General features: G+C 38.4%; 13 protein-coding genes and 1 pseudogene. 10 read left to right on the top strand and 4 right to left on the bottom strand.

The genetic code is table 11. The annotated features are described in order from the left end of the window. The first annotated feature begins 22 nt into the window (after positions 1-22). Positions 23-922, top strand: coding sequence for a S66 peptidase family protein (locus DSM106972_RS45055; protein WP_127086818.1), 900 nt, complete (start codon positions 23-25; stop codon positions 920-922). Between the two features lie 36 nt (positions 923-958). Here the strand turns inward: DSM106972_RS45055 and DSM106972_RS45050 are convergent, their stop codons facing one another. The 3 genes from DSM106972_RS45050 to DSM106972_RS45040 form a co-directional block, all read right to left on the bottom strand. Then, positions 959-1,762 carry a hypothetical protein gene (locus tag DSM106972_RS45050; RefSeq protein WP_127086817.1) on the bottom strand — a complete coding sequence of 268 codons (804 nt, stop codon included), beginning with the start codon at positions 1,760-1,762 and terminating at the stop codon, positions 959-961. Positions 1,763-2,191: 429 nt separating this feature from the next. Next, positions 2,192-4,270 carry a S9 family peptidase gene (locus DSM106972_RS45045; RefSeq protein WP_127086816.1) on the bottom strand — a complete coding sequence of 693 codons (2,079 nt, stop codon included), beginning with the start codon at positions 4,268-4,270 and terminating at the stop codon, positions 2,192-2,194. A 20-nt stretch (positions 4,271-4,290) separates the two neighbouring features. Then, complete coding sequence (locus DSM106972_RS45040; RefSeq protein WP_127086815.1) at positions 4,291-5,043, bottom strand: hypothetical protein; 753 nt, start codon at positions 5,041-5,043, stop codon at positions 4,291-4,293. Positions 5,044-5,221: 178 nt separating this feature from the next. Here DSM106972_RS45040 and aspS point away from each other — a divergent pair, with 178 nt between their 5' ends. The 3 genes and pseudogenes from aspS to DSM106972_RS45025 all read left to right on the top strand — a co-directional run bounded on the left by aspS (position 5,222) and on the right by DSM106972_RS45025 (position 8,031). After that, a complete protein-coding gene (gene aspS, locus DSM106972_RS45035) occupies positions 5,222-7,009 on the top strand; it encodes an aspartate--tRNA ligase (protein WP_127086814.1) in 1,788 nt (595 codons plus the stop codon). A 281-nt stretch (positions 7,010-7,290) separates the two neighbouring features. Further along, positions 7,291-7,708, top strand: a pseudogene (locus tag DSM106972_RS45030) (element excision factor XisH family protein). Beyond that, entirely contained in the window at positions 7,696-8,031 is a 336-nt protein-coding gene (locus DSM106972_RS45025) for a XisI protein (protein ID WP_127086813.1), read from the top strand. Before DSM106972_RS45030 ends, DSM106972_RS45025 begins: the two are co-directional and overlap by 13 nt. 340 nt (positions 8,032-8,371) lie before the next feature. Here the strand turns inward: DSM106972_RS45025 and DSM106972_RS45020 are convergent, their stop codons facing one another. Further along, on the bottom strand, positions 8,372-9,826 hold the full coding sequence (locus DSM106972_RS45020) for a TIGR03985 family CRISPR-associated protein (RefSeq protein ID WP_325052278.1): 1,455 nt from the start codon (positions 9,824-9,826) through the stop codon (positions 8,372-8,374). 100 nt (positions 9,827-9,926) lie between these two features. Here DSM106972_RS45020 and DSM106972_RS45015 point away from each other — a divergent pair, with 100 nt between their 5' ends. The 6 genes from DSM106972_RS45015 (at position 9,927) to DSM106972_RS44990 (ending at position 16,559) form a co-directional block, all read left to right on the top strand. Then, positions 9,927-10,232, top strand: a complete 306-nt coding sequence (locus tag DSM106972_RS45015) for a CRISPR-associated protein Csx3 (RefSeq protein WP_127086811.1) — start codon at positions 9,927-9,929, stop codon at positions 10,230-10,232. Between the two features lie 44 nt (positions 10,233-10,276). Then, on the top strand, positions 10,277-11,194 hold the full coding sequence (locus tag DSM106972_RS45010) for a CRISPR-associated protein Csx3 (protein WP_127086810.1): 918 nt from the start codon (positions 10,277-10,279) through the stop codon (positions 11,192-11,194). Positions 11,195-11,429: 235 nt separating this feature from the next. After that, positions 11,430-12,722, top strand: coding sequence for a Card1-like endonuclease domain-containing protein (locus DSM106972_RS45005; protein ID WP_127086809.1), 1,293 nt, complete (start codon positions 11,430-11,432; stop codon positions 12,720-12,722). 8 nt (positions 12,723-12,730) lie between these two features. Then, complete coding sequence (locus DSM106972_RS45000) at positions 12,731-14,359, top strand: Cas10/Cmr2 second palm domain-containing protein (RefSeq protein ID WP_233787054.1); 1,629 nt, start codon at positions 12,731-12,733, stop codon at positions 14,357-14,359. Next, positions 14,359-15,048, top strand: coding sequence for an RAMP superfamily CRISPR-associated protein (locus DSM106972_RS44995; protein WP_127086808.1), 690 nt, complete (start codon positions 14,359-14,361; stop codon positions 15,046-15,048). The genes DSM106972_RS45000 and DSM106972_RS44995 overlap by 1 nt, the downstream gene beginning before the upstream one ends. 2 nt (positions 15,049-15,050) lie before the next feature. Further along, entirely contained in the window at positions 15,051-16,559 is a 1,509-nt protein-coding gene (locus DSM106972_RS44990) for an RAMP superfamily CRISPR-associated protein (protein ID WP_127086807.1), read from the top strand. The last annotated feature ends 43 nt before the right edge of the window (positions 16,560-16,602 follow it).

Genomic DNA, 16,602 nt, shown 5'->3' with positions numbered 1-16,602 from the left:
AATTAGATTAATTGAACTATTCATGCAGTCCCAAATTGTTACTCCACCACCATTACAACCAGGAGACTTACTACGAGTAATTGCTCCCAGTGGTACTTTGCGTTCTTTAGAACCATTTGTGCAAGGTGTCGAGGTATGGCGAAGTCGTGGTTATCGTGTTGATATTATTTCTGACATTAATGACCGATGGGGTTATTTAGCTGGGTTAGATAATCAAAGGCGCCATCATCTTGAAGATGCTTGGTTAGACCCGGAGTGTAAAGCGATATTATGTGCTAGGGGTGGTTTTGGCTGTACTCGTCTTTTAGAAAATTGGAATTGGGCGCCTGTTACAAATCCCAAGTGGTTGATTGGGTTCTCTGATATTACAGCATTACTGTGGAGTTTATATAAGGTAGGAATTTCTGGAGTTCATGCACCTGTATTAACAACGCTTGAAAAGGAACCCGAATGGTCAAAACAACGGTTATTTGATTGGGTGGAAGGTCGTAGTATTGATGCTATTAAGGGTAATGGTTGGGGTTCTGGTGTGGTAAGTGGTGTATTATTACCAGCAAATTTAACGGTTGCAACTCATCTTCTTGGGACTTCTTATCAACCGGAATTTGATAATGTGATTTTGGCAATTGAAGATGTAGGAGAGGCTCCGTATCGTATCGATAGAATGTTAACACAATGGCGAATGAGTGGCGCCTTAAAAAAAGTACGCGGTATTGCTATTGGCAGGTTTAGTCAATGTGAGGCACCTGTAAATATACCAAGTTTTAAAGTTGAGGAGGTATTGAAAGAGCGTTTGGGAGATTTGGGTATTCCCGTTGTTTCTGAACTTCCTTTTGGACATGATGGTTGTAATGCTGCATTGCCTGTAGGCGCCAATGCAACATTAGATGGGGATAATGGGGTTTTAATAATTAACTCCTAACTCCGTACAGACGCGATGTTCCTCGCGTCTCTACATTTAACGTAATTTTCGCCAGGGTGTAATTTGTAATGAACCGTCACGTTTGAAGACGACGCGAAAATGCGCTAGGGGTTCTTTATCTTTGGGAGCAGCGATGTTGGAACCGTGAAGTTCTTGGAATATCATGGGTAAGGGTGTTTCGCGGAAATGGTCGTATGCAACTTGGTTAATTGGTTCGTAGTCAGCGACTACACCATTTTTGTTTACAGCGACACGATACTTTAAATCTTGCTTTGCCGTTGTTTTACCTTCCCAATTTTGACGTAACGTACTTGTTAGTTGTCGTTGTAGTCTTCTTAGCTGTCTAGGATTGGTAATTTTATCACCTATAACATCAGGAGTCGTGCGAAACCCTCTCCAAGGACTAATTTCTAGTACTCCTGATTTACGAAACACAACACGGAAACTTCCAAAGGGTTGCTTTGTCTGTGAAACAGAGTCCTTTGGACCGTAAACTAATTTGGGTAAAGGAGTTTTGCCAATTTGATTACGTGCAATTTGATTTACTGCTTCGTAAGCAATTATTTCTCCATTAGTGCCCATTGCCACTTTATATACTAAATCGTAACTAAGTGTTTTTCTTTGTGCCCAAGATGCGTTAACTTGATTAAAAAGCTGTCTCTTCAACGATTGTAGCTGCGCGTCATCAATTATTTCTCGACTCTGCGATATTCTATTAGTCGCTGGTTTCTGTGTAATATTTTGTACTTTTACAGATGAAGATTTTTCTATATTGACTAAAACTAGTGTATGTGTTGTATTCGAGTCTGGCGGTAATGAGTATGTATTAAATATAAACATATGTATAGTTCCAAATATGTGAATCAATTTTCATTATTGTTTTTTATTTAAACAATTTAGTTATTTAGAGTTTTTTAATCACTATAAGGTTCCAACTTAGCTATTTAATACTTTAACGCCTGTCGGCAATTTCTTAGAATGCTTTTGTTACAGTTAATTTTTTGTAACTTTGCAATTATTTGTGATTAACATATAAATTTTTATGCATTGGGCAAGATATTCACGTAACGAACCTTAAAGCACAGAGCGAAATATGATTTAATTTCAGCAATATCCACAGTATATGTAAAAAAACAGTATTATGAAATACAAAATTGTTGTGATTTGATGGCAAGGCAAATTTAGGCGCCATTGCAACGAATGTTTCAATATTGGCAAGTAAAGACGTTACATGTAGAGACGTTACATGTAACGTAAGAACAAGGGTTTCTAGTTTTTTAGCCAAGTGAGAACAAAAGCATATTCAAACGCTAGCTCTTTTAGGCTTTCATAGCGTCCAGAGGCGCCACCATGTCCGGCGCCCATATTTGTTTTTAGCAGTAGAATATTTTTGTCGGTTTTGAGTTCTCGAAGTTTTGCCGTCCATTTTGCAGGTTCCCAATATTTAACGCGCGGGTCGTTTAAACCTGCTGTGACAAGTAGGTGGGGATAGTTTTTTGCTTCTACGTTGTCGTAAGGAGAGTAAGATTTCATGTAATCGTAGTAAACTTTTTCGTTAGGGTTGCCCCATTCATCCCATTCGATAGCTGATAAAGGTAGTGATGTGTCGGCTATTGTTGTTACTACGTCTACAAAGGGTACATCAGCAACGACTACTTTAAACAAGTCGGGACGCATGTTAATGACGGCGCCCATTAGTAGTCCACCTGCACTACCACCAGAAATAGCGAGGTGTTGCTCGGATGTCCATTTTTGCTCGATTAAATATTCAGCGCAGGTGATAAAGTCAGTAAAGGTATTTTTCTTGTTTAGGAACTTACCGCTTTCGTACCATTTACGTCCAAATTCTCCACCACCACGAATGTGAGCAATTGCAAAAACAAAGCCACGCTCTAATAAAGGTAAGCGGCTTGATGAAAATGTTGCTGGATATGGATAGCCATAGGAACCATACCCTGTTAAGAATAATGGATTTTGCCCATTTTTAACTGTACCTTTTTTAGCTGTATTTTTTTTGTAAATGATAGATATAGGAATTTTGGCGCCATCAGATGCGGTAGCTATAAGCATTTCGCTTTCGTATTGAGTTTTATCGTATCCACCCAAAACTTCAGTTTCTTTTTTCAATTCCCGCGCGTTTGTCTCCATGTCATAGTCAAATACAGATGGAGGTGTAATTAATGAGGTGTAAGTAAAGCGTAGAATATTGGTGTTGAATTCTGGATTGCTGCCTTCAAAGAATCCGTATGTCGGTTCGGGAAAAGTGATATTTTGGGATTTATTCGTTTCTAAGTTTTGAACGGTTGCACATGGTAAGCCATTTACGCGCTCATAAATGACCAAGTGTTTAGCAAATAAGCTGACACCCGACAGCATAATATCTTCACGATGGGGTATTACCGTTTCCCAGTTTTGCTGTGATGGTGAAGCAACCGGAGCTTTCATTAATTTAAAGTTGATTGCCTTATCATTGGTAACGATGTAAAAGTAATCACCATGATGTTCGATTTCGTATTCTACACCTTGAACGCGCGGATTTACTATTTGAAAGGCGCCTTTTAAGGGGTTATTGGCATCGAGGAAATGAGCTTCGGAGGTAACTTGACTGCCCAAACTCATCACAATGTAAGCTTCGCTACGAGTTTTACCTACAGATAAGAAGTAGGAATCATCAGGCTCATGGTAAATTAAAACGTCTTCTTCTTGTGGTTTTCCCAATTGGTGACGAAAAAGTTTAAAAGGACGATTTGCTTCATCAACTTTTGTATAAAAAACTGTTTGATTATCATTTGCCCACGCAAAGGAATAATATGTATCGGATATAGTCTCTGGATATAACTTGAACGTTTTTAAATCTAAGAAATAAATTGTGTATCTTTCAGAACCATTGTTGTCAACAGCATACGCAAGTATTTCGTGATTAGGACTAATTTGAAAAACTCCGACGTTAAAATACTCTTGCCCTTCTGCAAGTTCGTTTTCATCGAGTAGAATTTGTTCAGGCGCCTCTAAGCTCCCTTGTTTGCGACAGTGAATAGCGTATGCTTTACCTTCTTCGGTACGTGAATAGTAATAATAATTATCCTTACGAACTGGTACAGATAAATCAGTTTCTTTAATGCGAGAAAGAATTTCGTCATATAACTGCTGCTGTAAATCAGTAGTTGACTTCATTGCCTCTTCAGTGTATGTATTTTCAGCTTCGAGGTAAGCAGTGACTTGAGGGTTCTCGATATCACGCATCCAAAAATAGTTGTCGATGCGACGGTCGCCATGTAACTCTAGAACATATGGCTGTTTTTGAGCAACAGGTGGAGTCGATTGATTTTGCGTCATATTATCGTGCATTATAAGCTTCCTAATAACGTTTATTCCTTGACAGCTTGTATTCCACGTGCTTTAAGACGACAAAAACCAATTGCGGGAATAATTCCAATAATTAGTGCTGTGAGTCCTTGTTCGCACAAATACAATACTAAATCGCGGTAAACCTCTGGAATAGAATCTTGAGCTAGAGATAGTAACCATACCAAAAAACTGATAAGCGCAAATGCCAATGAGTTAATAAAGTTCCACCACCAAGATTGTTTGGTGTAGCGTCGCAGTACTACCCATTGGAAAAAACTTATCCAGATTGCGGAGAAAATGAAGGCAACAGTAGAGGCTATAGTTAGAATAATAATTTCTTCGGGTGTTAACTCACGGTTTAGAGAGGCTCCGAATGTTTCGATGTACTCTCGCCAGACGTTAGAAACTTTTATAGCAGTTAACCAGCCAAAGCTTGTAGCTAGTAACCACCACCATCCAGAAATGTAACGGCGTACTACAAGTGCTTGGTCGGCGCCAAATATAAGGGCAAAGACAGTTAAGCTAACATAAGTTCCCCAGGTGAACCAAAGTGTTTGAACTTCGGGAGTCGCTTTAACTATAAATTGTTCGTTTATAACTCTTTCAATAGCGATGCTAGCAATCCCACCGACAACCCACCCAACTATGGTCATGAGTACATACGTCCAGAAAAATTTACGGTGCCTGTCGCGTGGTATCAAAAATTGTTGTTGTGAGTGAGTGTCAGGTGGGGTTAAGTCGGGCAGTGGTGGGTTATTGGGGTCAGTTTGCATAAAAATTTAAGTAAGCATTTAGTGTAATCGCTGACAAATTTAAGCATAAAATCTTGACAAATGAAATTTTTGATTTTTATTGAGCGGGAATTACTACAATTACAGGTGATGCTAGATAATGTATTAGCTTTAAGTCAACGAATCATTCTCTAGTAAAAGAAATTAAGAAAAGTAACCTATGCGAACTCATTATTGCGGCGAACTCCGTTCCGAACATATTGGAAAAACTGTCACCCTGTATGGATGGATAGATAGGCGCCGTGACCACGGAGGAGTAATATTTTTAGATTTACGCGACCGCGATGGCATCGTACAGATAGTCAGCGACCCGCAGCGCACCCCAGATTCATATGATGCCGCGAATGCTCTCCGTAGTGAGTACGTAGTAGAAATAGTCGGTAGAGTCACGAAACGTCCTGACGAATCATTAAACGAGCGTATTCCGACAGGAGAAGTGGAGATTTACGCCGACAAAATAACACTTCTTAACGGCGTTCGTAAACAATTACCGTTTCAAGTATCGAGTGCGGATACTGACCCAGTGCGGGAAGAAGTGCGGTTGAGGTATAGATATTTAGACTTGCGACGCGAGAGAATGGCGAACAATATAAAATTGCGCCATCAAGTTGTTAAAGCAATGCGTCGCTATTTAGAAGACTATGAAGGGTTTATTGAGGTGGAAACCCCAATTTTAACTCGTTCGACACCAGAAGGCGCCCGTGATTATATTTTACCAAGTCGTGTAAATGCCGGAGAATGGTTTGCACTGCCACAGTCACCACAGTTGTTCAAACAAATTTTAATGGTGTCGGGGTGTGATAGATATTATCAAATTGCGCGTTGTTTCCGTGACGAGGACTTACGTGCGGATAGGCAACCGGAATTTACTCAATTAGACATGGAAATGAGTTTCATGTCGCAACCCGAAATTATTGAGTTGAACGAAAAGCTTGTTGGTCACATCTTTAAAACCGTAAAAGGTATTGAATTACAACATCCCTTCCCTCAAATTACTTATGAGTCGGCAATGGATAAGTATGGCAGTGATAAACCCGATACTCGGTATGAGTTAGAACTTGTTAACGTTTCTGATATTTTGAAAGACAGTGGCTTCAAAGTCTTTAACGAAGCCATCAAAAACGGTGGCATAGTTAAAATATTGCCCATCCCCAACGGTAACGATGCAATTTCTAATGTTCGTATCAAACCAGGTGGCGATATATTTAGAGAAGCAAGTGAAGCAGGCGCCAAGGGTTTAGCGTATATTCGTGTACGCGATAACGGTGAAATTGATACAATTGGCGCCATCAAAGACAACCTCACAGAAGAACAAAAACAAGAAATTCTAACTCGTACAGGCGCCAAACCAGGTCATTTACTACTATTTGCTGCAGCAGATGCCCCAACTGTAAATAAGACCTTAGATAGATTGCGCCAATTTGTCGCTAGAGAATTTAATTTAATCGACCCTGAGAAAATTAATTTGTTATGGGTTGTTGACTTTCCGATGTTTGAGTGGAATGCTGATGAGAAACGACTCGAAGCATTACACCACCCATTTACGGCGCCGCACCCTGATGATATTAACGACTTGAAGACCGCGCGCGCGCAAGCTTACGACTTAGTGTTAAATGGCTTTGAAATCGGTGGTGGTAGTTTACGTATATACCAACGCGACATTCAAGAGCAAGTATTTGAAGCCATAGGACTTTCACCCGAAGAAGCGCAGGGTAAATTTGGTTTCTTATTAGAAGCATTTGAATATGGTACGCCTCCGCATGGTGGTATCGCGTTTGGTTTAGACCGAGTGGTGATGTTACTTGCTGGCGAAGAGTCTATACGCGATGTTATTGCTTTTCCGAAGACTCAGCAAGCAAGGTGTGTTTTAACAGAGGCGCCTAGCGGTGTAGATAGCAAGCAGCTTAAGGAGTTGCATGTAGCATCTACTAATAAACCTAAACAATAGATCCCCCCAACCCCCTTTAATAAGGGGGGCTAATAATTACCTCTTGTGGAGCAGGCATCCCTGCCTGCCTCTAAATAAATAATTAAGACAGAAGTAAGATGAAAGCCCATCTCACTCTTGTAATAAATCTACTATTTACCACAGAGACACAGAGGGCACAGAGTAGAGGCACATAAACCAGGGAGTTTTCCGTAGGGATTAATTATGTTTTTACAGAGAGCTTATTTAGAGGCGCCTAGCTGTGTATAAAATGTTAAAAATAATAAAGCTTATAAAAACAAATGCCTGCCAAAGACCGATTTCATGATGCTGTAAGACAAGCCTTAATAAAACAACAGTGGATAATTACAGCCGATCCACTCATAATAAAGATAGAAGAAGTTCAGCTTGACATTGATTTGGCAGCAGAAAGGATTTTAGCAGCAGAAAAATCTGAGCGAAAAATAGCGGTTGAAATCAAAAGTTTTTTGAGAACTTCGGCAATTACTGATTTTCATGTGGACTTTGGGTCAATTTTTAAACTACCGCCTTGGTTTACAAATGACTGAACCTGATAGAACTATTTATTTAGCAGTTCCTTTTGAGACGTTTACCACATTTTTTCAGCAGCGCTTTGTTCAAGAAGCTGTAAAAACTTACCAACTTAAACTTGTTGTTTATAACCCAGACAAGGAGGAAATTGTTGAATGGAAAGAATAGAACATTATCGTCAGTGTATTCGTAAGCTCTTAATAGAGCGAGCAGGATTATATACGAATAATCCTAATATTGAGTGTCAATTAGTTTTTGACACGGAACACGACCATTATCAGTTGCTAGATGTTGGTTGGGAAGAACTAAAGCGTATATATAGCTGTTTTATCCATATAGATATTAAAGACGGTAAAATTTGGATACAGCGCAATATGACAGAGTTAGATATTGCCGAAGAACTAGTAGAGATGGGAGTACCGAAGCAGGATATTGTATTAGGATTACATCCACCATATAAACGCCCATATACTGGCTATGGCGTAGCGTAATGTTTGAATTAAATACACTACTTATTTGTTTTTATGCAACGTAAACTCTGTATTAATATTAATACTGTGAAATTATAGCAATCCTCCCAAAAGCGGAAGCACAAAAATAGCCATTACAAGCTGATCAAGGTACTAGTACGCGATGGCGGAAATAAACCTACCATTTGAAATGGGTAAAAAGCTTACAGTATAAGTGTTATTTTTTTGACTTTTGACTTTTGACTTTTGACTTTTGACTTTTGACTTTTGACTTTTGCCTTGGTGTACTAGTATGTTAAGAGGTTACGAGTCAGATTCGCCGTCTTTCTCGTCTTCTATTACAAATAAATATAAATTAAATTTAAAACTTGTCTTGATAGAGCTTTAACTCTTCTGCGGCGTCTTTTGCGATGCTTTGACGTAAATCAAAAGGTAATAAGACTTCACATCTTGGGCGCCATGCTCGTAAGCGCATCATGATACCATTATCTTTATGGCGATAGTTGGCTTGGTAATAAGCGTCTTGTGGTGAGCGATTTTGTAATACGTTAAGTAGTATTTTTCGGTGGTCTGGTTCTATGGTTTCTTTAACGATAAGATTTTTTGCTTTTTCGTAATTTATGCGTTTAAAAGTTTCGTGACGATTGGTATTGCGAATATAACGGTTATCGTAATCGTCGTCAAATCTTAGTATCATTAATCGTGATTTTAAGTAAAAATCAAATCCCCAAGCTGTTTGGTCTATTGCAATAGCAATTTCATCTGGAGTTGGCAAGGATGCTTTTTTGTAACGTTGTTGTAAGTAGTTAGGAATATGTGGATAATTCCATGTTAACGGAGTAATATTTTGAATACGGTCAATACGAAAATTATACCAATCGCTTGTTCTATCAGGACTGTCGCCACAAGCGCATAAATAAACAGTCCTTTGCATATAGTAAATGCAAACTGGAAATACAACACAGTCAACATTACCTCCTACTCTTGCACTGTCATATGTGATTTTGATAGGAGGTACTGGAGTTCGCTTCCATAACTCTTTCAATTCATTATGCCAGTTATCGACTAAATCTGTCTTTTTGTTAGAAGTTACGTAATCGAGTTGCAGGAAGAAGCGTTGCACACCATTAATTTGATTTGAAAGATTTTCTGCAATACAAGCTAAATCAGCGTGCATGAAATTTAATTCGTAGTCGCTTTTTAGAGGTATATTTTCACAACTGTTTACAGGACGTGATGGAAATTTCGTAACGTTATAGTATTTTTGGTTTTCATATCTTAGCCAACCTAGTTCGGCTAAAATTTCTAAGTCTCTTTGAAGGGTACGACGAGTAACCGCAAATAAACGCAAGTCCAAGATTTGTTCTAAAGTTTTCTTGTTTTTTTTATCTTGAGAATCAAAAATTAGTAATTCTGTTTCGGCGTTTTCTAATTCGCTCGACTTATCACCGTGTTTTTTGTTGTTTTGTTTTTGCTGATGACAGTAATGTGATTTTATTGCTTTTATCCATGCATCTGGGGCAATTCCCGTTGCTGAGGTAAATAACCACTCTCTCACAGTTTTCGCACAAGCGCAGTTTGCATCATGTACTGTTGGAATTTGTTCTCCTTGAGGATGAGTTTCGCTAAAAAATAGAGGGCGCCAATCACTGTAACTCCATCCGTTGGGTAAATCAAGCTTCACTGTTTTATCTCCGTAAATGGTATATAACCACACCCATAAACGAATCGCGCGGAGTAAATTTTGCTTTAATGAACCGCGCGCTAACCACTGCAACAGTTCAACACTGGGGGTATCTTGAAATTCATTAACCACAATCTTAAATCCTTTGTTGCTATTAATCTAAGTTAAAATATGCTGGAAGTAGCGTCTTCCAAGTATAGTTTATGATGTAGCCATGCAAGGAGGTAAGGCAATGGTTACTTACAACATTGAGCGAAATGAGGATACCTTGCTGGTTGACTTTGGTAAACCAGCACAAAATAACCAAATCGTTAAAGATGCTGCCGCGCGGTTGGAGGAGATGGTAAAGTCTGGTGAACTGCGAGGTGGGCAATTACTCAAAATTAACGGCTCGGTATCAATTCCAGTGGCGTTTGTTTTAGCACATCGACTTTGCCACCTTTTCGGCGCCATTGGTTGTTTTGACCCAAAATTAGGAAAGTACGTAATTTGTATTACACATAATCCTGAGTATAATTTGGGTGATATGATAGATTGATATTTGCTGTATAGGGGTTTCGAGTACAACTACTATCAGATTTTATGAGTACGTATAACATTAGCCTGGAAGGTGACATCCTGAAAGTAGGCTTTGCAAAACCTGCTCACGGCGACCAGATAGTTAAGGATGCTGCCGCACGTTTAGATGAGATGATAGCATCGGGTGAGCTTTCTGGTGGAAAGTTACTAATGATTGATGGACCTGCGTCTTTGCCTGTATGTTATTTGATAGCGCATAAAGTATCTGAACTTTACAGCGCCATAGCTATTTTTGACCCAAAGATTGGCAGAAAAGGATACAAAACTTTTATTACAGCAGTTTCCCATACTCCCGCATATAAAATAGGCGAAATCATTGAAACTAATGAACCACAAAAAGATAAAATTAACCCAAAAGTTGTGATTTGTGGCCCTCGAAAGTCAGGAAAATCTTGTTTGCGCGAGGGTTTGAAGCAAGCTGTAATTGGCATTGAGGGGGCGCCTTATCCTTATGTTATTACCGCTTGTCCTGATGGTGAAGGCGCCTGGTTTTCTGAAGCAGCACAGCGTGACCCAGAGCTAGCAATGCAGTTGAAAGAGGAATATAAAGCCAAATTTACAGACGAATTTGCCAAGTTAGCAGCAGGTTGGGTGCGAAGTGCCAATACTCCTCTTAATATTATTGATGTTGGTGGAAAGACCTCAGAACAAAATCGCGTTATTATGCGGGAAGCTACCCATGCTGTGATTTTATCTGGAGAGAAAGAAAAAATTCCTGAATGGCAAGAGTTTTGTGAGTCCTTGGGGTTAAAAGTAGTGGCAATAATTTATAGTGATATAGATGGTGAACGGGATGTTATTGAAGAAGAGGCGCCTGTTTTAACGGGTAGTGTTCATTGTCTTGAAAGAGGTGAGGATGTTTCGGGACGGGAAATGGTAAAAGCTTTAGCGCGCGTTTTAGTCGGGTTGAGTAGGGGGTAATAGGAAACGAAGAGAAATAAATATTGCCTTCTAGCCTAATACTTAACCTATTTGGACTCGAATTAACCGATTTTTTTATGATAGTAAACATAATTTTCGTATTTTTAGCTACCTCTTTATGTCTGTTTAGATTATTAATTGAGTCAATTTAAGTTAAATTACTAATTTAGCATGTATCAGATTAATTTAAGACTAAAGTAAGTATAGTAAAAACAAACAATAGTATATTAAACCTATGAGTATAGCTGAACCAAACACTAACAATGTAGATCAAGTAGACCATTTGTTTCTCCTTGTCGGTGAAAATCCTTTACCGAACTATGTTGCAGCGAAGGTTTTACTGAAAGAGAATGGAACGGTTTATCTGGTACATAGTACTAATACGTCTGGTGAAGCACGTATTTTAGAGAATAAGTTAAAACCCATTAAGGTTAAGACTATTTCTCTAGATAAAAAAGAAGGTGATTCTAAATATATTAGAGATACAATTGGGAAATATGTAGAAGGTCTTAAAAAAAGTTCAAATGAGTTGAATTTGGGGATAAATTACACTGGTGGGACGAAGGCAATGTCTGTAAATGCTTACCGCGCGGTATTGGATGCTGTAAAAGATTGCAATCCTCAGTATAGTTATTTGGATGCGCGCAATTTACAAATGTTGATTGAGCGTGAGGGTAAATCCCCTAGTGCAATTCCTGTTGATGTTCAAGTCAACTTTGCAGAACTGTTTAGTCTACATAATTTACGATGGAAGCAACATAATCCACCAAATTATACCCCTATATTATATAATGTTGCAGAAGAGTTTCTTCATGCTTATTTATCAGATACTTCAAAAGGTGCGTCAAGTATAGCAGGACAGTGGCAGAATTGGTGTAGAGATAAATTGGAATATGGAAGGAAGGATAAAGATAATTTTTGGAGTGAAAATTTAATCCAAGCTAATACTATCGTTAGCTTAAATTCGGCGCCGGAAAAGATTAAAGTTATTTTAGATAATTTTGATGTTTTGGATAAGAAAGGAAATTTGGATTTGGGAAGTTTTAAAAATAAGGGTTTTGCTCAATATTCTGATGCTTGTGCTTGGTTAAGTGGTATTTGGTTAGAGCATTATGTTTTGGAGATGGTAAAGAGTGTTGTTTCTGGGTTCCCTGCTATTCACGAGTGTGCTATGTCTTTTCATATTGATGACCCAGCTAGTGGAAATGATAAGTACGATAGGTTTGAGTTTGATGTTGCTTTTATGCGGGATTATCAGTTGTTTGCTTTATCTTGTACAACTTCTGGTTTTAAGCCAATTTGTAAGCAAAAATTGTTTGAAGCACATTTAAGAGCTAGACAGTTAGGTGGTGATGAAGCAAGGGTTGCTTTGGTATGTTTTAATAATTATCCTGATGGTATTGAGCGTGATTTAGCAGTTACTTTGAGGGATAAGAAAGTTGTTGTTTTTGGTAGTAAAGACCTTCAAACTGATAAATTTAAGAAAAAGTTGAAGCAATGGATTGAAATTAATAGCCCAGTGTTATAGGTTTGACTATGAATGAATATATTGCAACTGTAATTGATACGACGGGGATTCAATCTTATATTTTTGGCAGTAATCGTTTACGCGAAAATATCGGCGCCTCTTTTATTGTAGAACAGACGACTAATGATTGGGTAAAGTCTATTCTTAAATCTGAGTTTGGTACAAATGCATATACTTATGATGAATGTTCGGAAGAGAAATGTATTGAGTTGGATGACCTTGATGCTGAGTTGATATATACTGGTGGTGGTAATGCGGTTGTTCTATTTAAACAGAAAGATGGCGCCGTTAGGTTTACTAAAGCTTTAAGCGAGAAGGTTTTAAGAGATGCTCCCGGATTGAGAATTGTGGTAGCTCATAGTGATTATTTTAAATGGGGGAAGGGGTTAGCAGATGTCGTTGATGGATTGATGAAGGAGTTGGAACGCAAGAAGCGCGCGTATAATCCTTCGACTCCTTTGCTTGGTTTGAGTGTTACCGCAAATTGTGTTTCTACAGGATTGTCTGCTGTTGATGTAAGTGATAATTTTGGTGTTCCTGCTAGTTACCCTGTTTCTAGAGAAATTGTTGAGAAGCTGAGAGTTGTTGATTCTAAGAATAAAGCTCCTGCTAATGAAAAGCTTAAAAGTTTGATTTTTCAGGAGGATTTACAGCATGATTATGAAATTCCATATGATGTTGATGATTTAGGTCGGTCGGAAGGAGAAAGTAGTTATATCGCTATTGTTCATGCTGATGGAAATGGTATGGGGAACCGTTTTAAGGAGTATGGCAAGGGTAAGTCTGACCGTAACTACGTTACCGCTATGCGTAATTTGTCAAAAACTGTTAACCAAGCTGGTATTGAAGCTCTAAAAGATGTTGCAAGGAAAGTTGTTAAATTAGCTAATGGTGATTTACAGGAAGAGTTTTCTGTTACGCAAAGAGATGGGAAAAAGTTTTTACCTTTCCGTCCCCTTGTTTATGGAGGTGATGATGTTACGTTCGTTTGTGATGGTCGTTTGGGGTTGTCTCTTGCTGCTCTATATCTTAAAGAGTTTGAATCTAAAAAAATTGCAGATGGTAAAGATTTAACTGCTTGTGCGGGTATTGCTATTGTTAAAACACATTACCCATTTGCAAGAGCTTATCAATTAAGTGAAGCGCTGTGCAGGAATGCTAAAATTTTTATGCGTGAGGAAAAGGAACGTTTGGGATGTAAGGATTTTTCTGCTTTGGATTGGCATATTGCAGCTAGTGGATTATCTGGTTCTATTAGCCAAATTCGTCAGCGTGAGTATGAAGTTTTTGAAGGTTGTTTGACTATGCGACCTATGTACTTGTATTCTGATGATGATTGGCGTAATTGGGAAGATTTTACTACAGTTGTAAATAAGTTTAATACGGATGATAATTGGGCTGGTCGTCGTAATAAGGTTATAGCTTTACGGGAACATTTACGGCAAGGTAAGGATAAAACAAAGCAGTTTTTAGAGGTTTGTGGTTTAACTGAAGAGTATTTACCACGTTTTGAAAAGTCAACAAATGATGATTTTTATAAATGTGGTTGGGTTGATAGGGAGGGTGAAAGAGTTTGTGGTTATTTTGATGCAATTGAAGCTTTAGAGTTTTATGTTTCTTTACGTGAGAAGAGTTAATGGAGATTTATAAATTTAAAATGCGACTGCTGAGTGATACGACTTTTGGACGTGGTGATGGGGTCGCAGGGTTGGTTGACCAAGAAGTTGAGCATGATGTAAATGGTTTTCCTTATTTGCGGGGAAGAACTTTAAAAGGGTTGTTGAGTGAGGAATGTGATAATGTGATTTCTGTGCTTGGGGAAAGTTCTTCGCGATGGCAAGTTACTGCGGAAAATTTGTTTGGGGTATCTGGTAGTACGCTGGGTACTACGTCTAAAATGCATGTTAGTGATGCTTATTTACCTGGGAAGTTACGAGAAGCTGTTGGTTTGCAGTTGAAACAGGAGGAGTATCGAGAGAGGAATAATAGTGGTTATGTGAAAAAGTTAACTGAGTTTGATGTTCTTTCTTCTCTAACTACTATTCGTCGTCAAACTGCTATTGATACGGTAAGTGGTGTTCCTGTAAAAACTAGTTTACGCACGAGTCGGGTTATTGTACGAGATTTGTGTTTTACTGCAGAGCTTTTTTTTGAGGACAAACCAACTCAGGATATGCTAGCTCTTTTAGCGCTGGGAGCTTTGGCTTTAAGACGGGTTGGTAGTGGACGTAACCGAGGACGTGGTTTTGTTTGTTGTACTTTACATAATTTTCAGGGTGTTGATGTTACGCAAAAGCATTTTCGTGATTTTGAGCAGGGGGTGTAAAGATGAAGGTTATTACTTTTCTGCTACATACTAAGCAACCTATTTTAGTAACTTCGTTTCAAGGAAACCCAAATAGTGATGTGTCTTTTTCTTATATTCCCGGAAGTGTGATAAGGGGGTTGTTGATTAGTCGTTATCTGCAAGGGTGTGGGTTAGGTAAGAATGATGATATTTTAGCTTTACCGGATGTAAAGCGGTTGTTTTTTAGTGGGGAAAGTCGTTATTTAAATGCTTATCTATATAGTGGTGAGCAGGAGAAGCGAACTTTACCTATACCTTTATCTTGGTTAAAGATAAAAGATGATAAGTACTCTAGATATGGAGAAATGAATGTTTATGATTTTAGTTATCGGTGCCATGATGAGGATTTATCATATAAGTCGTTAGATGAGAGTTTTTGTTGTACTGTTGATGATGACAGGGATATTATATTGTACCAAGAAGGGCGCCATATTAATATCCACAATATGCGGAATCGGAAAAAAGGTAAAGGTATTGATGGCAGCGGCGCCGTTTTTCGTTATGATGCATTATCATCTGGGCAAACTTTTCAAGCTGCGATTATTTGCGATAACCCAAATGATGTCAAAAAAATTAAACCTTTATTGGAACAGAGCAAGGTTTGGTTAGGTGGTTCCCAAAGTGCAGGTTATGGATATACAGAAATTAATAATGTTCAAGAGTTTGATGATTGGAGTGAATTAGGAATTGATGCTTCTTGTAGGGGAGAAAGAGAATTACTTCGTGTTACCCTGCTAAGTGATTTAATTTTACGGGATAAATGGGGTCATTATATAGTAAATCCAGAAGCTGAGTTGGTAACTGAGCTTCTACAAGAATATTTAGATGTAGGTTTAGAATTACAGGATAGTTATACTAGTACCGTTCTTGTCGGTGGTTTTAACCGTAAATGGGGATTACCTTTACCCCAAGTACCAGCTTTTTCAGCAGGTAGTGTTTTTGTATTTAGTTATAGTGGAGAATTAAAAGCAGAGAAAATTCTGAATCTGGAAAATAGAGGTATTGGGGAAAGAAGGGTTGATGGTTTTGGCAGAGTAGCAATTAATTGGTTGGAGGAACTTCCATATTTCAGAGCTAAGTTGCTTGATGATGATGTTGAATTGGAAGAAGCAAAGCTGGAAGCAAAGAGCGAAGACCAGAAGATTGCAGTGAAAATGGCAGAAAGATTGTTATCGCAGAAGCTAGATAGGTTGCTTTTAGAAAAAATTGATAGTCTTTATTTTAATCCTTGTAGGTTAACTAACAGTCAACTTTCTCGGTTAATGATTGTTGCTCAACAGTCTTTAGCTGAAAAAACAAAGAGTCCTATATTGGAGTTGTTGAAAAAACTGCCTAGAAATGCAAATAGTCAATTTGAAGATTCAAAACTTGATGGTGTTTCTTTCAAGAGAAGGATTACTGAATGGTTGGATAACCCAAGTTCGTGGATAGGTTCGCAGCATTTACAAGTTTCTATAAGTAAGTCGGCGCCAATAAACCAAACTATGTAAAGATATATAAATACGGAAATGCATCTACATGAGGTAACACAGC

Origin of the sequence: Dulcicalothrix desertica PCC 7102 (genome assembly GCF_003991905.1) — a bacterium.
In the GTDB taxonomy this organism is placed as follows: domain Bacteria; phylum Cyanobacteriota; class Cyanobacteriia; order Cyanobacteriales; family Nostocaceae; genus Dulcicalothrix; species Dulcicalothrix desertica.
The sequence above is the reverse complement of the archived record's forward strand: the minus strand, read 5'-3'. Positions and strand labels throughout refer to the sequence as shown.